At 64.4% G+C, this 19715-nt stretch carries 22 protein-coding genes, 1 tRNA gene and 3 pseudogenes; 15 read left to right on the top strand and 11 right to left on the bottom strand.

The annotated features are described in order from the left end of the window. Positions 1–282, top strand: a 282-nt coding sequence (locus tag IPV08_RS15075; protein ID WP_207412445.1) for a DDE-type integrase/transposase/recombinase, incomplete at its 5' end; no start/stop codon positions are given. A gap of 250 nt (positions 283–532) precedes the next feature. On the opposite strand, the gene IPV08_RS15080 is transcribed toward IPV08_RS15075, so the two are convergent. The 5 genes from IPV08_RS15080 to IPV08_RS15100 form a co-directional block, all read right to left on the bottom strand. After that, positions 533–1342, bottom strand: a complete 810-nt coding sequence (locus tag IPV08_RS15080) for a hypothetical protein (RefSeq protein WP_207412446.1) — start codon at positions 1340–1342, stop codon at positions 533–535. 142 nt (positions 1343–1484) lie between these two features. Beyond that, positions 1485–2066 carry a hypothetical protein gene (locus IPV08_RS15085; protein ID WP_207412447.1) on the bottom strand — a complete coding sequence of 194 codons (582 nt, stop codon included), beginning with the start codon at positions 2064–2066 and terminating at the stop codon, positions 1485–1487. 1091 nt (positions 2067–3157) lie between these two features. Further along, positions 3158–4162 carry a hypothetical protein gene (locus tag IPV08_RS15090; protein WP_207412448.1) on the bottom strand — a complete coding sequence of 335 codons (1005 nt, stop codon included), beginning with the start codon at positions 4160–4162 and terminating at the stop codon, positions 3158–3160. A gap of 52 nt (positions 4163–4214) precedes the next feature. Then, complete coding sequence (locus IPV08_RS15095) at positions 4215–4961, bottom strand: hypothetical protein (RefSeq protein WP_207412449.1); 747 nt, start codon at positions 4959–4961, stop codon at positions 4215–4217. A gap of 68 nt (positions 4962–5029) precedes the next feature. Next, on the bottom strand, positions 5030–5482 hold the full coding sequence (locus IPV08_RS15100; protein ID WP_246747970.1) for a hypothetical protein: 453 nt from the start codon (positions 5480–5482) through the stop codon (positions 5030–5032). 579 nt (positions 5483–6061) lie between these two features. Between IPV08_RS15100 and IPV08_RS15105 the strand changes: the two genes are divergently transcribed. The 3 genes and pseudogenes from IPV08_RS15105 to IPV08_RS24635 all read left to right on the top strand — a co-directional run. Beyond that, positions 6062–7075, top strand: a complete 1014-nt coding sequence (locus IPV08_RS15105) for a WYL domain-containing protein (protein WP_207412450.1) — start codon at positions 6062–6064, stop codon at positions 7073–7075. A 404-nt stretch (positions 7076–7479) separates the two neighbouring features. Next, positions 7480–7605, top strand: a pseudogene (locus IPV08_RS15110) (transposase); the annotation flags it as partial. Continuing rightward, a pseudogene (locus IPV08_RS24635) lies at positions 7596–9167 on the top strand (ISL3 family transposase); the annotation flags it as partial. The pseudogenes IPV08_RS15110 and IPV08_RS24635, both read left to right, overlap by 10 nt. Before the next feature lie 52 nt (positions 9168–9219). On the opposite strand, the gene IPV08_RS15125 reads toward IPV08_RS24635, so the two are convergent. After that, the gene (locus IPV08_RS15125) at positions 9220–9930 is read right to left on the bottom strand and encodes a hypothetical protein (RefSeq protein ID WP_207412453.1); all 711 of its coding nucleotides are present in this window, start codon (positions 9928–9930) and stop codon (positions 9220–9222) included. Between the two features lie 124 nt (positions 9931–10054). Between IPV08_RS15125 and IPV08_RS15130 the strand changes: the two genes are divergently transcribed. The 3 genes and pseudogenes from IPV08_RS15130 to IPV08_RS24645 form a co-directional block, all read left to right on the top strand. Beyond that, entirely contained in the window at positions 10055–10375 is a 321-nt protein-coding gene (locus IPV08_RS15130) for a hypothetical protein (protein WP_207412454.1), read from the top strand. Further along, a complete protein-coding gene (locus IPV08_RS24640; RefSeq protein ID WP_246747971.1) occupies positions 10365–10715 on the top strand; it encodes an excisionase in 351 nt (116 codons plus the stop codon). Before IPV08_RS15130 ends, IPV08_RS24640 begins: the two co-directional genes overlap by 11 nt. Before the next feature lie 554 nt (positions 10716–11269). Further along, positions 11270–11560, top strand: a pseudogene (locus IPV08_RS24645) (tyrosine-type recombinase/integrase); the annotation flags it as partial. A 194-nt stretch (positions 11561–11754) separates the two neighbouring features. On the opposite strand, the gene IPV08_RS15145 reads toward IPV08_RS24645, so the two are convergent. Then, a tRNA-Ile gene (locus IPV08_RS15145) sits at positions 11755–11830 on the bottom strand. A 439-nt stretch (positions 11831–12269) separates the two neighbouring features. Between IPV08_RS15145 and IPV08_RS15150 the strand changes: the two genes are divergently transcribed. The 4 genes from IPV08_RS15150 (at position 12270) to IPV08_RS15165 (ending at position 14031) form a co-directional block, all read left to right on the top strand. Then, positions 12270–12671 carry a hypothetical protein gene (locus IPV08_RS15150; RefSeq protein ID WP_207412455.1) on the top strand — a complete coding sequence of 134 codons (402 nt, stop codon included), beginning with the start codon at positions 12270–12272 and terminating at the stop codon, positions 12669–12671. After that, complete coding sequence (locus IPV08_RS15155) at positions 12668–13075, top strand: hypothetical protein (protein WP_018043878.1); 408 nt, start codon at positions 12668–12670, stop codon at positions 13073–13075. The genes IPV08_RS15150 and IPV08_RS15155 overlap by 4 nt, the downstream gene beginning before the upstream one ends. Before the next feature lie 119 nt (positions 13076–13194). After that, positions 13195–13455 carry a hypothetical protein gene (locus IPV08_RS15160; protein ID WP_207412456.1) on the top strand — a complete coding sequence of 87 codons (261 nt, stop codon included), beginning with the start codon at positions 13195–13197 and terminating at the stop codon, positions 13453–13455. 84 nt (positions 13456–13539) lie between these two features. Continuing rightward, positions 13540–14031, top strand: coding sequence for a DUF2934 domain-containing protein (locus IPV08_RS15165; protein ID WP_207412457.1), 492 nt, complete (start codon positions 13540–13542; stop codon positions 14029–14031). A 69-nt stretch (positions 14032–14100) separates the two neighbouring features. Here IPV08_RS15165 and IPV08_RS15170 read toward each other — a convergent pair whose 3' ends face one another. Beyond that, positions 14101–14727 carry a hypothetical protein gene (locus IPV08_RS15170; protein ID WP_207412458.1) on the bottom strand — a complete coding sequence of 209 codons (627 nt, stop codon included), beginning with the start codon at positions 14725–14727 and terminating at the stop codon, positions 14101–14103. Positions 14728–14927: 200 nt separating this feature from the next. Between IPV08_RS15170 and IPV08_RS15175 the strand changes: the two genes are divergently transcribed. Further along, the gene (locus IPV08_RS15175; RefSeq protein ID WP_207412459.1) at positions 14928–15221 is read left to right on the top strand and encodes a hypothetical protein; all 294 of its coding nucleotides are present in this window, start codon (positions 14928–14930) and stop codon (positions 15219–15221) included. A gap of 159 nt (positions 15222–15380) precedes the next feature. Next, the gene (locus IPV08_RS15180; protein ID WP_056433825.1) at positions 15381–15590 is read left to right on the top strand and encodes a hypothetical protein; all 210 of its coding nucleotides are present in this window, start codon (positions 15381–15383) and stop codon (positions 15588–15590) included. 394 nt (positions 15591–15984) lie between these two features. Here IPV08_RS15180 and IPV08_RS15185 read toward each other — a convergent pair whose 3' ends face one another. The 3 genes from IPV08_RS15185 to IPV08_RS15195 form a co-directional block, all read right to left on the bottom strand. Further along, the gene (locus IPV08_RS15185; RefSeq protein WP_207412460.1) at positions 15985–16287 is read right to left on the bottom strand and encodes a hypothetical protein; all 303 of its coding nucleotides are present in this window, start codon (positions 16285–16287) and stop codon (positions 15985–15987) included. A 77-nt stretch (positions 16288–16364) separates the two neighbouring features. Next, positions 16365–16793 carry a hypothetical protein gene (locus IPV08_RS15190; RefSeq protein WP_246747972.1) on the bottom strand — a complete coding sequence of 143 codons (429 nt, stop codon included), beginning with the start codon at positions 16791–16793 and terminating at the stop codon, positions 16365–16367. Continuing rightward, complete coding sequence (locus tag IPV08_RS15195; RefSeq protein WP_207412461.1) at positions 16790–17290, bottom strand: peptide deformylase; 501 nt, start codon at positions 17288–17290, stop codon at positions 16790–16792. The genes IPV08_RS15190 and IPV08_RS15195 overlap by 4 nt, the downstream gene beginning before the upstream one ends. 246 nt (positions 17291–17536) lie before the next feature. On the opposite strand from IPV08_RS15195, the gene IPV08_RS15200 reads away from it, so the two are divergent. Next, positions 17537–19159, top strand: a complete 1623-nt coding sequence (locus IPV08_RS15200; RefSeq protein ID WP_207412462.1) for an ABC-F family ATP-binding cassette domain-containing protein — start codon at positions 17537–17539, stop codon at positions 19157–19159. Between the two features lie 90 nt (positions 19160–19249). Further along, complete coding sequence (locus IPV08_RS15205) at positions 19250–19624, top strand: hypothetical protein (protein WP_207412463.1); 375 nt, start codon at positions 19250–19252, stop codon at positions 19622–19624. Positions 19625–19715: the final 91 nt, after the last annotated feature.

Raw genomic sequence — 19715 nt, forward strand, 5'->3', positions numbered from 1 at the left:
GTCACCAAGCATTTGCAGGAGGGCATCGAGAGCGACCACTTCCGGGTGAAGCGGTCGCTGCCGCGGGTGGGTGGCTCCCGCTCGTTCAACACTGCGCGGCGTACGATCCAGGGCTTCGAGGCCATGCTCTGGCTGCGCAAGGGTTTTGGGTTGGCCGGCGTATGGACGGTACGCGAGCAGAACCGGCTACTTGCATTCTGCTTTGGCCTTCCTCAGGCGAACGAAGGGGGAAAGCAATTACGGCAGACTTCGTTCCACGTCTCACATCCGCGTTTGCGATAGGCCCAGAGCGTGTCCCAAAAGCCCAAAATCTGTCGCCGCCTCCAAAGACTTTGGCCCTCCAACGGCGGGAGCGTTAGCGAGTCCACTTGATCGGGGGGCGATGCTTGAACCCAGCACACGACTTTCTTTAGCGAGTGATCCTTACGCATCCCGCATCAAAGTTTCTCGTATGCTTTGATGCCGTTCGGAATACTGCAACGTGTTGCTACTCCGGCGGTGAGTCGAGTTTGACGGCGGGATCTAGCGCCATTCAAATTACAACCCAACCAGCGGCGAGCAAATCCTCAAAGCTTTCGAATCGCGTACTGACTGGAGCGTCGCGGTCGACCACGCGCAGGATGCCGGCGTCGAGTTCATAAGTGTCCATAGCGCCGAACCGACCGTCGCGGTTCTTTAGGTAAAGGCGCCCGGTGCCCTCAATGCCGGCTGTAATACGGGAATCCCCGATCATGCGGAGGTCTGGCCACCGTTGCCCTAGGACCTGACGCGTACGCTCGACCGAATCATCTGACAGGGTGAACTCTCGAACAGTGTCCGGCGTGTCCAACACCAGTTGCTTGGACGGAACCTCGTGGTCGCACCGCTCCGATCCATCTTCGGGCGTTAGCAGCGGCAGATCCTCCTCCTCGTAGCCGGTAGCGCCCAGCGCCGTGGCATGAATAGCCACGTCGACAAGGGCGGTCGCCAGGGTCTGCCCCCGACCTGAGCAGTCGAAGAAGCGATGCCGCAGCCAGACGGCGTGTCGCGCGCCGTCGGCCCGCCGCGGTTCGTCGCTAAGATCCCCATAAATGATCGCCCAGCCCGGACCGAAACCCAGCTGTCCTAGGAAGCGAAGGGCGTCCTCGACAGAACCGGTGATGTCGTGCCCCGCACTGATCCCCCTGCGCGCGCCCTCGGGCCGCGCGAGCCACGCCGCAGCCGAGGCGGCAGCAATCGTGTTCGGCAGCAGCAGGGCGACGATCGCGCAGCCTAGGTCAGGGTCGGGCTCGCCCGTGTGGCGCAGGCGCAGGCGCAGGTCGGCGAGGTGGTCGAGATCGAGCGGGTGCGTCGTGTCTGTCATGCTTCCCTCCAAGGCGATCGTTGGGGTCCGGTGCGGGTTCTGGAGTCATTGGACGGAGCATCGAAGGCAGCCCACCTAGCTTCGTTCCCAACCAGTGTGGACCGTTAGGGGCGCAGTTCGGCGCGGGGAGGACGATCGCCCCTCATCCCGCGACTGCGCTGCTTGTTACGTCCGGCCACTCCGGCAGGAACCACACGACGGTGCGCGGCGGTCGATGATCGTTGCTCTCCGAATGATTGATAGGCGGCCGCCAGCCGCAGATCTGCGGGTAGAGAACGCATCGGCCCTCCACAAGCCGCAGGAGCCAGCCCGCCATCGAGACCTGCACCTCCCAATCACAAGTGAGCGGATCACCCGTTTCGGCGATTAGCCCGTCGCGCCCGGCCAGACCGATCTGCATGAATTTGAGATCGTGGATCGTGGCGTGGATCAGATCCTCCCAGGACGGCTGCCCGCGGTAGAAGCAGCCGAACCAGTGGGTGCCGGCGGCGTGGTGGCGCGCCAAACGAGCGAGAAGCGTTCCAATGGCCGATCGGTGGTAGGCTACGTGATCCGCCCGCTCGATATCCCCGACCTGCCTGAGGGTCAGTGCCCACGACTGCGGGCTCCACCGATCCGGGTTTGCGGCCGCGATAAGGCCGCGGGCGACTGCTCCGGGCGTGATAAGCACGTCGGCGTCGACGCCGAGCGAGCGATCCACCGCGCGCCGCCGCGCCGCCTCCATCGCCTCTCTTCCGCCGCCGGCGGCTTCTCCGTCGCCAATGGGAGGCGGCCGAAGGGACGCCAGCGCCTCTCGGACGCGATCAAGGCTCGGTTGGAGCCCGGCGGGGGCTGCCCTGGTCTGCCCCGGTCGCGTCTCGCCGGCTGCGGGGGCGACGCACATGGTGGGGATCACGGCGCCCGCCCCCCGGAGGAACGCTCGGCGGGGAAGGCCAGGCGCACGCGGGACTCCCCGACGCGGGTCGATGTACGCGGCCGACGTCGTCGCCGAGCGGGCGCGCGCATGCCCTTCCGCCTCGTAGCCTCCGGAAGAACCCTCGCCGGCGACGCGGGCGGGCGGCGCTGCGCACAGCGGATTCGGCCCGACAGGCGCGGACGAGCGGACTGGGGTCTTGGTCATCGTCTTCTCCGGCGGAACCACACCCACGGGATAGTGGCCCGACACGACAGAAGCGGTCGCAGAAACGGGGCCGTCTAGCGCACCGGGCGGATCAGGGGATCGAACCGGTTCGCCTGGACGCGTCGTCGGCGAGGTCGACGATCGGGAACAGCCGACCGTTGATCCCGGTGGCGAGGGCCACGACCCGCCGCTCGGCGTACGCGCTGGCGCGGTGTCGGACGAGGTGGCAGATAGGGCGGCCCACACACACTCCCACGCCCTGGGACCGAGGGCGGCGATCAGGTCTTCCCAGGAGCGCAGGGCGAAGGTCGGTTCGATGTCGGCCGCCGCGAAGAAGCGTTCGAGCCACAGTACCCGGGGCTGGTCAGCTCGTCGCAGTGCTCAGCTACGATCGGTAACAGGATCGCGTCCAGGGACCGCGTACACGCCGTCGGAGCCGCGCCGGCTACGAGGTCGTTCGGCGTGAGGCCGTGAACCCGCGCCGAACGCGGACTGCAGTGCCTTGGTGCGAACCAGGCCCAGGTCGGGCAGATGGGCGTGGACCAGCCGAGCGCCGGATTCGTGCGCGCCGGCCCGATCGCTAGGCCGAGCTCGATCGGGTCGCCGCCCTCGTCGAGCGAACCCGCCTCAAAGTCGAGGATCGCGAGCGGCCAGGGCAAGGGCACGGCGACGGGTCCGCGGGGTAGCGGTCGTCCCTATTCATCGATCACCCACCCCTTCACGACCAAGTCCTCGACGCTCTCGTAAGGGTTGCACGCGTACGAGTAGCGATCCTCGACGACGATCGGCCAGGGCCATCCGTCGACCTTTTTCATGATAGTTCCGAACCGCCCATCGGCGTGCTTCAGCCGGGTGCCGACGATGTCCGCCGCCGGGCACGCGAGGTGAGACTGCGTCTCTGCTCGCAGCCGCTGCGGCCAGGAGTGGGGCGGCAGGGGGACCGAGGGACCCTGCTGCTTCAGGAGGCGCATCAGGGCATACGTGGCGTTCTCGGCTGACTCGGCCGGGGGGACCCTCGCTGCGTAACCGTTCGGGTGGTAGGCGCTCACGAGGCAATACTTCAGCCCCGGGCGGCTCCAGATGCGGTATCCGTCTTTGTCCCTCCATGCAGCGTGCGCGCCCACGGGTGCGCCATGGTTCAGCATGGTGTGGAGCAGTTCCCCGTGTTCGTTCGGACCGACGAAGGCCAGCACGGCGTGCGGCTTCAGGAACTCAATCTCGGCGCGGAAGAGTTCGGCTTGCCAATCCCCATACTGCTGCGCGTTGAAATTAGGGTGGTTGTGTACAGCGACGCTTCCGTTGTGCGGCGCGAGCACTTGCGCCTTTGACACGTTGGACCACGCGACTGAGCAAGTGTCCGCCCGTCCAAAACGTCCGCAAAACAGGTTGAACGCTTGCCAGAATGGTCCAGCGCTCTGGTAGGCAGCGGCGATACCGGGACCGGTTGCGTCGGCCCAGGCATGCTCAGGGGTGACACCATTGTACCCGAATCGGTCGGGGTCCGCCTCCTTGCCCTTCGTCTCCTGTCCCATGACAAGCAGACGGATCTCGCTTGCGAAGTAGCTCTCGTGCACCGCGACCGCTTGCGGCAGGCTGAGATCAGCGACGAACTGCGGATCGAGGACGCTCCCGTCGTTTGCTTGGGTGACGGCGTTGATGTAGGCCTGCCGGTAGGCGCCGCTGTCGGCGATCCAGGTCATGCGTCTTTCCCCTCCATCTTGTCCGATTTGTGGGGTCGACCGGAGGCAATGGTCACCGCATCCTGGATCCGTCTGCGAACGCGACGACGACGGTGGCGGTAACGCTCGCTTCGAGCGAGGCTGTCAACCAGGTCGGGCGGTCGACCTCGTCGGCGAGGACAGCCTGCCAGAATGCATCGAGCGCCGATAGCCGCAGTTGACGGGCCTCGTCGCCGTGGGCGAGTTGCACGAGGAGTAGACCGCCGGCAAAACCCTCCTGCGCCGCCCGCGCGATCCAGTCGCGCAGAGTCGCGCCCGCCCCTGGCGCGCCGAAGCCCGGCCGAACACAGGCCCGCGCCCGGGCCGGCCCGCCGCCCGCCGAGCCGACGTGCGCGATCACCGGGCCGAGGTCGAGCCCGATCAGCAGGTTCCCGGTGATGAGGATGGCGAGCGCCTCTACCAGAGCGGCTAGGCCAGCTTCCTCGCCCGCGACGACGAGGTCCGCCGCGGGCAGCCCGCCGGGCCGAGTGAGCCCGTCGGCGAGCGGCAGAGCGCACGCGACGAGCCGCCGGCGCGGTCTGACGTGCGCAAGGCGCGGCGGCAGGTGGATCGGAAAGATCTCGAGCCAGGGCGCCGCGAAGATCATGTCAATCTCCCAGTCGGGCTCGTGTGCCACGAAAAGGGTTGCGCTCGCGAATGGCGGCAGCGGCCGGCCAAGGGACTGCACGACGATCGACGGGATCGGGCAGCGCACACGCACCACCTCGCCGGGCGCAAAGGCGGCGTAGAAGCCCCCGCCCCACTCGGGGCGCTCGAACATTCCCACGCTCGCAAGCGGGCTCGCGCGCCCACGCACGAAACCGGCCGGTTCGGCCTCGCGCGCCCCGATCACGAGCCCGAAACCCCACCCGACGTGTCCGTCCCGGCCGCGGCGCGGTCCCGTTCGGCTAAGGCGGCGCGGGTGAGCGCGACGAGTTCCGCCTTGGGCGTGAACGGCGCCGCCGCGCGCTGCCGCGCTTTGGCCATGCGCGCATGCGCCGCCTCCCAGGCGGCGTCCCGGGTCAGTAGGCGCAAGAGCGTCGCTGTAGGGCCCTCGTCGGGCAGGGCTCGGGCTAGCAGGCCGTCGCGCTCGTCGCGCACAAGCCACAGGGTCAGCGTGCCGTCCGCCGCCGTCGCTGCTTCGTCGGGTACGGCACCGGCGTCCTTCAGCGCCCGCACGCTCCCCGCCTCGAAGCCGCAGGGGACGGTGCCGCTCAACGCCACGATCCGGACCGCATGTCGAGCCTGCCCCTGCGCCCGGGCGATCTCGCCGCCGCCGATGGTGCGCGTTCCCCACGTCATGCCGATCCCCCCCCCTGTGAACCTCGCGTCGACCGGTTGCCCGACGAGCGGCAGAGCGTGCCGCCGACGTCCATCTGGTTGCCCCCTTCAAAACCGCGCTTCTACGTCAGAACAGGACGCACATGGAACGCGGGGATGCCAAGAAACGACTGCTACGCCTTCGCTGAGCGCCTCCTCGCCCTTGGTCTCGCCCTGGCGGAGGCGCGGCGGACCGACCCTCGAAGAAATGGCGGAGCGCCTCGGAAGTCCGCAACGTACCATCGGCGAGCGCCTCCGTATTGTTACGCAAAAGGCCAGCATCCTTGAGCGCCTGCATGCTCTCCTGCTCGATCCTGCAGCCGACCAAGCCGCCCCGACTTGCGATCGCGGTGGCTTGACGTGCCTCCGCCTGATGCCGGGCGATCTTACCCCACCCGATCGTCCGCGTACCCCACGCCTTTCCTACCTCCCGAAGCTAAACCTGCTGACCGACCCAGCAGCGACGCACTCAGTTTAGGCTTGCTGACCAATCCATCCTTGTGGCAACCGCAAGGGGCGACAAAATCGGTCGCATGATAGGCGACCGCGAGGGCTGAAGGGATGAGTACGCGCTATGCACCCGCTGAACGCCTGCTTGCCCTGAGCCTCGCACTGGCGGAAGCGCGGGGTGGCTTAAGCCTCGATCAGATGGCCGAGAGCCTTGGTGTCGGGCGACGCACAGCTGAACGTCTTCGCGATACGCTCAATCGTCTTCTTCCTGACGGCCTCACGTCCATCTTGCTCGACGATGGCACGAAGCGTTGGCGTGTAACTGCCGGCCGTTTGATGCCGCATCACGCCCCGACGCTCGATGAGATGGTGGAGTTGCGGCTTGCTGCCGACCGCGCGCGGCAGCAAGGCCTGGAACACGAAGCGGAGCGTCTCGGTTCGCTGGCTTTAAAGCTCGAGGCCAGCCAAACCCGCGCGCAATATCGGCGCGCTGACGAGAACCTCGCAGATCTCCTTGCTGCGACCGGCGTCGTCGTCAGGCCAGGCCCTCGGGAGGCGATCGCAGCAGACCTGATCGAGGCGCTGCGCGAGGCGGTCCTCGCCAATCACGTCGTGCGCCTCGTCTACCGCCGGCGTGACACCGGCCAGTTATCCTATCCGATCCTTCATCCTTACGGCTTCCTCACCGGCTCGCGCGCGTATCTCGTCGGTTTCAATCCACATCCGGACGTACAAGCGCACCGCCTCTACGCGATCGCTAACATCGAACGCGTGCGCCCAACCAGGGACTGTTTTACACGCGACGAAACTTTCGATCTCCACGCGTACGCGGCGCGCTCGTTCGGCGCGTTCTGGGATGGAGAGATGTTCGACGTGATCTGGCGCTTCTCGGCCGCCGTGGCCGCAGATGCACGAAGCTTCCGCTTTCATCCCACCCAACAGGTGACTACTAACGACGACGGTACTATCACGGTGGCCTTCCGTGCGTCCGGACTTACCGAGATGGCGTGGCACTTGTTCACGTGGGGCAGCCATGTCGAGGTGCTCGCGCCTGAAACGCTGAGGGCGCGGTACCGCGACTGCTTGGCTGCCGCGGTGCACACAGTGCACGCGTTCGCCGACTAACTAGCCCGGACGTTCTGCCTCGGACGCGGTACGCGCAAGGGTAACGTGCCTCAACCTTACGACTAGATACTGACGTCGTTCAGATTGGGAATGTGTATGAGAGGGCGGTGCAAATCTAGGCTACTAAAGCCCCCCACGCGTATCGGCTTTGAACGCCGTAGTTCGGTTGCCGCATTGGCGTAATGACCCTGACCTGACCCTCCAAACTGGCCCACACTGAGCGCAAGTTTTTCGGGCACCCTGAACCCTGAAGGAGGGTGGATGCCATGCCTCGCAAAAGCTTCACGAACGAACAGATCGCTTTCGCCCCTCGGCAGGCGTAGAACGGTGCGACGTAGGACTAGGTGTTTGGTCCCTCCATGTGGCATCAGATGTATCACCACATGCCGGGACCAAACAACTAGGTCTGCTGGAAGATGGGTGTGTCCGAGCCTACTTTTTATCGCTGGAAGAAGCAGTTCGTCGGCATGGTCGTGCCGGAGATCCGACGGCTCAAGCAGTTGGAGGACGAGAACAGCAAGCTCCAGCGAAGCGAGATCACGCCCGTCGCCCACGCTGTCATACGGTCAGCCGGTCAGTGCATAGTCGCTATCACCGGCGTCCCGCCGACTTGCCGACGAGCGGTCATGAGATGCGTCTGACCCTGACGATCCGACGTTTCTACTGTCACGATGCTGCTTGCGCGCGTCGGACCTTCGCCGAGCGTCTGCCCCGCCTCCTCGACCGCTACGCTCAGAGGACCCGCCGCCTGGCCAACGCTCAGGTTCGGACCGCGCTGGCGCTCGGTGCCACACCCATCGCCCGGCTGCTGCCGCACTTGGCGATACTGACCTGTGCCACGACACTGCTGCGGGGTATCCGCAAATGGCCGCTGCCGACCGGATCCAAACCGATTATCGTCGGTGTCGATGACTGGGCCCTGCGTAAAGGCCGAACCTATGGCACTATTCTGCGCGACCTCAAACGCCGCCGTCCCATCGACCTGCTGCCAGATCGTTCGGCCTCGACGCTGGCGGCTCGTCTGCGACGCGACCCACAAATCCAGGTCGTGGCACGGGACCGCTCGACCAAGTATGCCCGTGGGACCGCCATGGGTGCGCAATATCCCGTTTAGGTCGCGGACCGGTGGCACCTTCTGCTCATTACCCGGCGGATGGTCGAGCGGTGGCTCGCCCGCGTTCATCCGCGTCTGAAGCTGCTGCCGGCCGTAGCCCCGTCATCGCCATCTATCCGGCGCGTCACGGCCTACCCACGCGCACCGTCCGAGATGCTTGCGCGAGCAGCGTCCCGCGGTCGATGGGAAGCAGCCTATGATGGCGTGCGTCGCCGCCATGCGGAAGGACACTCGCTTCGGCGCATCAATCGCGAGACAGGCTTGGCCCTAGCTACGGTACGCAAGTACGCCTTCGCCGTGAGCTTTCCCCGGAACGGCATGCGTGAACCGAAGCCGAGCATACTCGATCCTTATCTCGGGCATCTGCATGACCCCCGCGATGAGGGCTGCGAGAACGCTGCGCAGCTCTGGCGCGAACTTCAGGGTATCGGATTCGCCGGCATCTCGAAGCAGATGCGTCGTTGGTTGCCCGAGCGGCGCCCAGGCCCGGCCAAAACGACTATCCGGTCGTCGCCAGCACCGGCTGTCATCCGGGTTGCGACCTCCACCGCATCACCCTTGGTCTCATCCAAGCAGCTGTCCTGGCATCTCCTACGGGAGCCCGAAGAACTCGGCCCCGAGGCAGCCGCGGTCGTCTCGCGCGTCCTGCAGGATACCGAGGCGGCTAAGGTCGTCGATCTTGGCCGCCGGTTCTGCCGGATCGCCCGGAGCCGCTGTGGCCAGCAGCCGTCAGGAAAATCAGATGTTACGGCGTTCGATCAATGGCTGGGCGAGGCGCGAACCTGCGGTGTCCGGATTGTCGAGAGCTTCGCGGCTAGCCTCTGTCAGCATAGAGATGCCGTTCGGTCCGCGCTGCCACTGATTTGGAGCAGTGGACAAGCCGAAGGCCAGATCACGCGTCTCAAGCCCTTGAAGCGCGCCATGTACGGCCGCGCCAATCTCGACCTCCTACGACGACGGCTCCTCCTCGCAGCCTAATCCACCAAACTTGGCGACAAGCCACTTCAATGGGGTGGACCAGATCTTTAAATTAAATCTCTACTTGCATAACCTCAATGCTACCGTCAAGCATATTGTTCTGCTTAAGCCAATCGGCGCCAAGTTGCGCTATTTCTTCTGTTGGAACAGCAAGTATTACTTTGCTAAACAACCTACTGAGACCCGCAGATCTCACCATCCAATAATTGAGCATTCTGCGATATGCTACATCACTTTCATAAGGCCCCATCGCTATCGCTGCCAATGAGAAATCGGCATCATTCTGCTTTATGAAGCAGCAATCGACACTCGGACTATACCACGGATTATTTTTCGATTTAACGGAAATGTACTCATCTAAACGTAAAATATCGCTCAGGTATTCCGCTAAATATTGACGATATCCTACTGCAAGCGCTCGACCTCGCAGTGTAGGCGACAGGCGCGCACGGGCCTCGCTTTCACCAGCCGCGATCGCTTCTACCGATGCCCCCTTTACAAGCTCCTTGGCGGCTGCCGCAGCTCCCTTTGCGTCGTACCCATTCCATTTCTTAATATATTCAAGACCCGCAAGCGGAACTGCCCTCAGGTTCAAGCCAGCCATCAGCTGCGATGATTCAACTCTCTCGACAAACTTTAGCATTGCGACAGCTCGGCGCAGGGTTTGAGGACTGACGTCAAATCGCTCGGCGAGCACCCGAAAACCCTGCTCTCTTTGGCCGTGATTCAGCTGCCTAAGCTCGGGCGCAGCCTCCGCTGCCATGACGGCCCATCGGGCAGGCAGAGCCTGGGTCCGGTCTTCCCGGGTATGCGCCGTACTTGGACGTGAATGATCGGTCATGGCAACGGTTTAGAACCTACGATGCGCTTCAGCAATCGCCTCACTTGTGCGCTATCTGTTCTCGTTGTATGGTATGAATATCTCAAATGACATCGCGGTGGATCACATGGCTCAGTCGCTAAAAATTCACGACAGGTGTCGAGCCCAACCGACCGAAGGCAAAGATATTAGAAAAATTCTTGCCCACCGAGATATCGAGGAAAAGTCCGTTAATTTTATCGACATCGGACTTTGCGAGGACGAGCGCGGCAGAATTCGAACAAGTATTGTTGAGGCGGCCCAATCAGCTAAAATTGTTTCGCTAAGCAATGCTGCTTCCCCAAGACACACCATTTCTGGCTTGGGACAGGCATGTGATGGAAGGTGATATTACGAACCATTCACCACTTCGCTTAGGAATTGCGGCGAAAATCGCATTTCCAGATGGAAGCATGACAGCGTCTGGACTGCGACGGGAAAAAGAAAGAGGGCGGCTCGCAACAATGCGCGTTGCTGGGAAAGACTACACAACTTTAGCTGATATTACCGAGATGCTCAAGCAATGCCGAGAACCAAGAAAGGCGCCAGACTCTGGTACCGAGAACCTCGCCACGACGAGAAGACGGGCAAGCTGCGAGACCGAGGAACCTGGATCATCAGAGATGGCGCTGAATTTATCGCCACTGGATGCACTCTTACAGAAGTTAGATCAGCTGAAGAAAAATTAGCTGCGTACATCTCAAGAAAAAACTCACAAATTATGCCGGTAAAAGACATAGAAAAGATTGACGTCGCACACGTTTTGAACTTTTATCATGAAAAAACAAGGGAGAAGCAAGCAAACAAGGAGAAACTTGACGAACGCATAAGACGCTTAGCTTTATGGTGGGGCGGCAAAATGCTGTCGCAAGTTACCGGCGAAACCTGTGAAGAATTTACAGATTTCCGAGGTACGAATGGTGGTGCAAGACGCGATCTACAGGACTTAGCTGCAGCGATCACATTACATCGGAATCATGGTCTTCATCGAGAGCTTGTGGAAGTGTTGTTACCGAGCCGCGGTCAATCACGGGATCGCTGGCTGACACGAGATGAGGTTGCCCGCCTGCTGTGGGTCTGCTGGCGTCATCGCGAGGTTCAAACTTGGCAGCATGGCACGCGTGCAGGCAAGTCGGTAGTGACCAACAAGCGACCGCTTCGCCACATTGCTCGGTTTATCCTAATAGGCCTTTACACCGGTACAAGGGCAGGAGCTATCGCGTCCGCATCACCCTTCCGGCATATGGGTCACTCTTTCGTTGATCTCGATGCGGGTCAGTTTCACCGCCTCGCTTGCGGGAGGAGGGCAACGAAAAAGCGTCAGCCATTGGTGCGTCTGCCTTCCCGACTGGTCGCTCATATGCGTCGCTGGCAGTTGCAAACCCATTTTATCGAGTGGCACGGCAAGCCGGTAAAATCCGTAAAGACAGGCTTCAAGACCGCTATCACGCTCGCTGGACTGAGCGGAAAAGTCCATCCTCACACCCTACGCCACACAGCTGCAACGTGGATGATGCAGAATGGCGAGGACATGAATGAGATTGCTGGCTTCCTTGGAATGACGGTCCAGATGTTGAATGACGTTTACGGCCACCACCATCCGGATTTTCAGGAAAGAGCCGCTGAATCATTCTCTGTGAAAAATCGCAGGAAGCGTCAAAAAGTGGGGGTTTCTGTGGGAGCCCTTACGACCCCCTCTGCCGAGGCAGATCGAACCATTGAGAACATTGGTGGGCCCGGCAGGACTCGAACCTGCAACCAGACCGTTATGAGCGGTCGGCTCTAACCATTGAGCTACAGGCCCCACGTCTATCCCGTAAAAGGAAAGAGGGGGCTTCGTCCAGCCGTGGGGAGTCCGAAGATCACGGATTTTCGCTGGTTGGCCCTCTCCTGTCATTGCGCGATCGAGGCGTGCGGTATCCGTTCCGGGCAGCCTGTTTATGCCGGACGGTTCAGATCTTGACGGGTGGTGTAGAGCCGGATCGGCTTTTGTCGTCCTGTCAGCGAAGCTCCAGACGCCGACCGTCGCTGGTCGAGATTCATCCCTCGGCAACCGGCAGGCCCTCCGACATATGCGCAGCGATGCGCTTCGGGCTGTCGGGTCGAATACGGGGCACAGCGGTGTTGGGTGAGAATGGAGACTCCCATGAGGCAAGGTCGTCTTCGCGTTAAGGTCATGTTAACCCTGGGCCGACGATCGTTCCCGGACGGACCAGGGGTCTGCCGATCCGATTGAGGAGCCGATGGGCCGCACGATCCTCGCTTGCCGGCTCGCCGCTTCATCTCTCGCCTGCACTCTTGCAGGATCGCCCGTTCTGGCCCAGGAACCGCTCCTCCTGAGAATCAGGCCTCCCGACGCCGCTCCGGCCGAGATCGGCGCCAGCGGGGGAATGCCGTCGGCGGAGGAAGTGGCACGGGCCCGGGCCGCTCGCGAAGCGGTGTGGGAGCGAGCCAACCGCCGCGCCCGCATCGCGATCGCCTCCGTCTGCAGCGGCTGTCTGCAGCCGGAGCGGCCGGCGCGGCCCAATCCTCAACCGCGCCCGGAGGACGCCGTCGTCCGGACGCAGACGACACCGCCCGCCGCCGACACGGCTCCGGCCCACACACTCGCCCAGACATCCACGAGCCAGACAGGTATTCCATGACCCAGTCGCACCCCACCAGCGGCGCCGAGCCGGATCCCGCCTGCCCGGTCTCCCTCGACCTGCTCGGAGCGGTCTACCGTGCCGAGCCGGAGGACCTGCCCGAGATTCTCGCCGAAATCCCCCCCACCACTCGCGCCAAGCTCGCCGTCTATCTCTACGGCAAGAGCCACATGCATCAGCTCGGCCTCTCTGTCGCCCGAGCCTGCGAGCGGGACGACCTCGTGCGTGTCGCGGGCGAGATCGGCTCGGTGGTCCATGGCCAGGCGCAGATGAAATCCGCACGGCCCGCGGCTCCGAACCCCGCCGCCCCGCCGCCGCCCCGCAAGATCAGCCTCGGCGGCGGTTCGGCCCCGAAGAAGATCAGCCTCGGCGGGTCCTCCGCGAAGTCGCGCTCCTTCGATTGAGACGCGCTCACGGAATCGTGCATCCGTGACGTCGGTTCGACAGAGCCGCCCGTTTCGACCATGGCGAGCCGCGTGGCATAAGCGCGGCCATTGCGCCCATCGGCGTGGAGAGGACTGACATGTTCGGTGCGTGGTGGAAGCTCGGCATGGACGCGACCCTGCTCGCGATGGAATCGCAGCAGGTGATCGGCCTTCGTCTCGCTAAGCTCTCCCTGGGCGGTCCGGCCGCGCAGATCGAGGCTCAGCGTATGGTCAGCGAGAAGATCATGGCGACCGGCGAGGCGGCCATGATGATCGCGACCGGGGTCTCCACGCAGAAGGTGGTCACGGGATACCGCCGAAAGGTCCGCGCCAACGCGCGACGCCTCTCGCAAGCCTGAGACGCCCTGGCCGCGGGGCGACATTAACCGAGCATTAACCAACCTCCGCTTCCATCGGGGCCACCACCCACGAGGAGAGCGCGAATGAATCCCTTCGAGCAGCTGGTGCGCGAGCGCGCCTATGACATTTGGGAAAGCGAGGGCCGAGTGTTCGGCCGCGCCGAGGAACATTGGCTGACGGCCGAGGCCGAGTTGCGCGCGGCGAGCCTTTCCGCACCGGTCTACGTTCAGCCCGTGACCGCCGATCTCAGCCTGGCACCGAGCCCGGCCAAGACCCTGAAACCCCGCGCCTCGCGGAGCACCGCCGCCAAGGCCGTCACCGAGAAGGCCGTGGTCCAGGCGTCCGAGACCGCGCCGCGCCAGACCAGGACGGCCAGCGCTAAATCGTCTTCGGCCAAGGCTGCTTCTGCCAAAACACCGGCCGCGCCCAAGGCGCCCAAGGCCGCCTCGACCAAAACTGCCGCGACCAAGACCGCATCGACCAAGACTGCATCGAGCTCCACGGCGACGAAACCGCTCCGCGCCACGAAGCCGCGCGCCGTGGCGCCGATGGAATCCGCCGCGACCGTGCATTGACGGCAAGCGGATCCGCTCAAGCCCGCCGCCCCTCGCCGGGCGTCGGGCTTCTTTTTTGTACCTTGTGATTCAGGCGGCGCGCCGTCGCTCGCTCCAGCACAAGAGCGCGGCCGCCACCATGGTGAGGGCGAGCAGGACAACGTTGAACACTGCCACAGCCGGCCAAGCCTGGGCTGTCCAGAACCATCCGCCGGCCAAACCAAGGCAGCTCGAACCGAGATAGCCAGCGCGAAGGTACAGGGACGCTGCATGGCCCTTGGACCCGGCCGCCATCCGACCGACCCAGCCGCTCGCCACCGAACGCGCCACGAAGAACCCGGCCGTGACCGCCGCAACGCCGACGATCATGCCGGGAAGCGAGGGCAGCAGCGTGAGGGCGATGCCCACCGCCATGATCAGGATCCCCGAGGCGAGGACGGAACCACGACCGAACAGGTCCGCCCGGGAGCCTGCCGTCGAGGATGACATCACACCGAACAGGAAGACGGCGAAGACCAGACTGATCTGGGCCTGGTTGAGGCCGTAGGGCAGGGCACTCAGCCGGAACGTCAGGTCGTTGAAGGTCGCGACGAAGACGCCGAGAACAAGGAACCCGGTGGCGAAGAGCAGCGGCAGGCCGGGATGACGCAGGTGACAGGCCCAGGCTCCCAGATGGTAGGCCGCGTCGATGCCCGAACGCCTGATGAAACGGACCATGTCGAGCGCGGCATCTGGGTCGGGGAAATGCCGAGAGCGTAGGGACAAGTCGGGCAGAACCGATGGAGATCCTCTCCGTTCTGATCCGCCCTTCCCATGGCGCCGCGATGGGACGGGCGGAACGTCGCGACAACCTTTGCTGTTATAGGGTCACGTGATCGATTCGCGCCGGATCCCGGCCAGTGCTTCCGAGGCCTGTGATGAAGACCGCCTTTTCCGCCTTGCTCGCCATGACGATGATGGCGGCTCCCTTTGCCGCCGAGGCCGGTTCCGGTCCCTATCGGGATCGTCCGATGGTGCGGGACATCGACTCCACCGGTGGCATCACGGTGGGTGGCCGGGCGCCGTGGAACCAGGCCTGGGAATACGATTCCGGCAGCGATAACGACCGCCGGCCGGAACTGCCCTATTATCAGCAGGGCCGTGGCCAGCAGACCGGCGGGCCGGCACGCAACCTCTTGCCCGATGACGGTCTCCACATTGTCCCGCGCTGAGGGTCCAGTCTGGAACCGCTCTGCAAGCCACACATGACACAAATGCGTCAGAACCGGCTGCCGGCTATGAATAGTCGGCGAAAGGGACTGGCGGAGGCGGACGTCTTCGCGTAGCGAACCGCCCGGGGAAAAGTGATCCCGAGCGACGGAACGCAGACCATGGCGCATCAGGCCCAGTCGAGCTTCGATTCTCAGCGTCCTTATGAGCGGATGGCGCTCCAGGACCAGGTCGAGGCCGCAGTTCAAGACGGCACGACCCCGATCAGCCGGCTTCTGCGGCTGATGTTCGCCGTCGATGCGGATGCAACGGCCAACGAGAACCTGCGCCTGCGCCTGCGGGCGCGTATCGGCGCACCGCGCAGCGTCTGATCGTCGGCGGACGTAGCCTATCGCCGCCGACGTGCGGCGCGTGGCTGGGAACGCGCCATGCAGGTCATGTAGATCTGCCGGCCGACCGCGTAGAGCCCAATCCCACCCGGATCGGGCGTGACGAACACCTTCGCACGCGCCTCGTTACGGCAGGCTGCATCCTGCGGGCTCTTGATCGGGGCCTCTGCTCGAGCCTGCGAGACCAATCCCAACAATCCCACAGCGACCATGCAGGCGATGCTGCGTCCTTGACGGCCAGCCGATTCTCCACCGCATGATCCGGTAGTTTCACCCATGAGTTTACCCCCCTTCGTTGCGGCTAAGGTAGGGCGGTTCGTCGGAAAAGCGCATCGGTATTAGGTGCCGAATATCCGCTTCCCTCCGGCACGACTCCCTATGGTTTGATCCAGAGGCAGGAGGGCTCGCCCCTTACCGCGAGGCATTCGAACGGAGCGCCGCCGATCATGGCGCGGTGTTCCGGTGCGCCGACACGATCGCGGGCGATTCGGCGGCAGCCGGGATGGTCGCCGAGATCGGCCCGAGCCTGCCCCATCAAGACCCGCAGGTTGACCAAGGTATCGCAGGCGACCACCTCGCTCGCCGACATCGAGCCGGCGCCGGCCAGGGTCGTTCCCGCCATGCCCACTCCCGTCATGATCAACAGGAGAGCGATTCCCCGGCGTTGCGACAGCTTCATGGTGTGGATCTCCGGCTTGGCTCTACCGGAGGCGATATAGGGCACGCTGCGGCATCGCCCGCCGCCATGACGCGCCGTCAGCGCTTGGATTTGGGGGGCGGCGCCTTTTTGACCGCTCGCGCCGGATCGGCCGGGACGACCGTTCCGGCGATGGTCCAGGAACAGATGCTGGTTCCAGTAATGCCAACGCAGTCGTACTCGTTGCCGTTGAGGGCGGCATGGTCCGTAATGGCATTGACCGTATCACGTCCGAGAAGATTGCAACTCAGGTGGTCGGCCTTCGGATCGGCCAGGGTCGCGGCCGCTTTCTTGAGGTCACCTTCCGACTGGCGCAGGAGAAGACGCAGATTGGCCAATGACGGGCAGCCAATCGCCGGCGCGGAGGGCAGGGCCGCGGACGACGGCAGGGGCGTCGGAGCTTTGGCCGGCTGCGCTTCGGCGCGCGCCGCCCCTATCGCTGCGAGGAACAAGGCCGCCAGCGGGCGGGAACGGGATCCACGCCTCATGCCGCGCGCCTCGCCTTCGCGTAGCGCTTCACCGCACGGTCCCGACGAAGCCGCGACAGGCGCTCGATCCAGAAAATGCCGTCGAGCTGGTCGATCTCGTGCTGCAGGCAGGCCGCTTCGAACCCCACCGATTCGATTTCATGCCAGGCCCCGTCGAGATCGGCATAGCGAAGGCGTATCCGCGCCGCCCGCTCCACGATGTCGGAGGCGCCCGGCATCGAGACGCTGCCCTCGGTCTGAGGCTCCGTCTCGGGTGAGGCGAAGACGATCTCCGGATTGACGTAGATCGTCGCCGGCGTACCGGGCTCGAGCCGCAAAGCCACCACGCGGGCGAGCCACCCCACATGTGGCCCGGCGAGGCCGATGGCCGAAACCCGGGCGATGGCGGCGACGAGATCCGCGGCATCGCGGCGAAGGTCCTCGTCGAACACGCTTACCGGTTCGGCGCGCAGACGCAGCCGTGGATCGGGGTAGAGGATCAGCGACTGGACCGGCACGGGGCAGGGGACCTTCGGCAGAGAAGCTTCGGCGAATACCCTTTGAATGAGGCGATGCGTGGATACGCGATCGGCCCGGCGCTGTCCAAGCAAGGCCCTCGCGGCATCTGGGCTCGGGTCCGGCCGGGGCACCCATCCGCGACAGCGAAGCCGTGCCTCCCGGATCGTGCCCGTGGTACCCCGCCTTCCGCTTCCGCGCGCCATGCCGTAAGGCCGCGGGACAGATCTCAGGACAACGATGCGCGCATGATCCGCCTCGAGAAAATCGGCAAGCAGAACGGACGGCAGATCGTCTTCATCGAGGCGTCGGCCGCTCTCCAGAAGGGCGAGAAGGTCGGCCTCGTGGGGCCGAACGGCGCCGGCAAGACCACCCTGTTCCGGATGATCACCGGCGAGGAGGAGCCCGACGAGGGCCAGGTCGCCACCGATCGGGGCATCACCATCGGCTATTTCAGCCAGGATGTCGGCGAGATGTCGGGCTGCTCCGTCGTCTCCGCCGTGATGGACGGGGCCGGCCCGGTGAGCGTGGTCGCCACAGAACTGAAGCAGATCGAGGCCGGCCTCGCCGATCCGGACCGGATGGACGAGATGGATGCCCTCGTGGAGCGCTACGGCGAGGTCCAGGCCCGGTTCGAGGAGCTCGACGGCTACGCCCTCGAAGGCCGAGCCTACGAGGTGCTGGCGGGGCTGAGCTTCTCCCAGGAGATGATGGACGGCGATGTCGGCAAGCTCTCGGGCGGCTGGAAGATGCGCGTGGCTTTGGCCCGCATCCTCCTGATGAACCCGGACGTGATGCTCCTCGACGAGCCATCGAACCATCTCGACATCGAGAGCCTGATCTGGCTCGAGGCGTTCCTGAAGAACTTCGAGGGCGCCCTGCTGATGACCTCGCACGACCGCGAGTTCATGAATCGCATCGTCTCCAAGGTCATCGAGATCGACGGCGGCACACTCACCACCTATTCCGGCGACTACGGCTTCTACGAGCAGCAGCGGGCCCTGAACGAGACGCACCAGCAGGCTCAGTTCGAGCGCCAGCAGGCGATGCTCGCCAAGGAGATCAAGTTCATCGAGCGCTTCAAGGCGCGGGCCTCCCACGCCGCACAGGTGCAGAGCCGGGTGAAGAAGCTCGACAAGATCGAGCGGGTGGAGCCCCCCAAGCGCAGGCAATCGGTGGCGTTCGAGTTCCAGCCGGCGCCGCGCTCCGGTGACGATGTCGTCATCATCAAGAACGTGCACAAACGCTACGGCAGCCGCACCATCTACGAAGGACTCGACTTCTCGATCCGCCGCCGGGAGCGCTGGTGCGTCATGGGCATCAACGGCGCCGGCAAGTCGACCCTGCTCAAGCTCGTGACCGGCTCGACCCCGCCCGACGACGGCAGCATCGCCGTGGGGGGAAGCGTCAAGCTCGGCTACTTCGCCCAGCACGCCATGGACCTCCTCGACGGCGAGCTCACCGTGTTCCAGGACCTGGAGCGCTCGTTCCCGCAGGCGGGCCAGGGGAGCCTGCGGGCGCTGGCCGGCTGCTTCGGCTTCTCGGGCGACGATGTCGAGAAGCGCTGCCGCGTGCTCTCGGGCGGCGAGAAGGCCCGGCTGGTCATGGCCAAGATGCTGTTCGACCCGCCGAACTTCCTCGTCCTCGACGAGCCGACCAACCACCTCGACATGGGCACCAAGGAGATGCTCATCACCGCGCTGGCGAACTACGAGGGCACGATGCTGTTCGTGAGCCACGACCGGCACTTCCTCGCCGCCCTGTCGAACCGCGTCCTCGAACTCACCGCCGACGGCATCCATCAATATGGCGGCGGCTACACCGAATACGTCGCGCGCACCGGCCAGGAGGCACCGGGGCTGAGGAGCTGAGCGGCTGGTTTCCCCCTCTCACCGCGGGCGGGGCGAGGGGATGCACGGTAACGAAAGCGCCTCGAACCCGATCACCCCAGGAGACCGACCATGGATGCCAAACTCGCTGACATCGTCAGGGCGGCGGCGGCACAGGCCCGGCGCAAGGCCCGCGCCTTCGACGGATCGTCGTCGAAGGACGCACTGCCCTGGGCGGTGATCGAGGCCTTCGATGCCGATGTGCGTGGACATGTGGAGCGCGACCGCCGGATCGAAGAGGAACGCGACCGGGTTCTCATCGCCGCCGTCAATTTCGCCGAGACACCGGACGAGGACGGCGAGGAGGCGGTCGGGGCCGCGCGGGATGCCCTCATCGATGCGATCGACTACCTCGAACAGGCCGTCCTGCGCTTCGGAAGCGTCAACCGCCAGGGAGCCCGGCTCGGCTACGGCGAGACGGGACAGAGGGTGACCGACGGACGGTGAGGGTTTCGCCCACCGGGGGTGAACCCGGACGGTCGACATGAGAACGGGTCAGGCTCCCGCGAGCCCGACCCGTTTGTAGGTCCGCGCGGTG

Source organism: Methylobacterium sp. SD274, assembly GCF_017355285.1.
GTDB lineage: Bacteria > Pseudomonadota > Alphaproteobacteria > Rhizobiales > Beijerinckiaceae > Methylobacterium.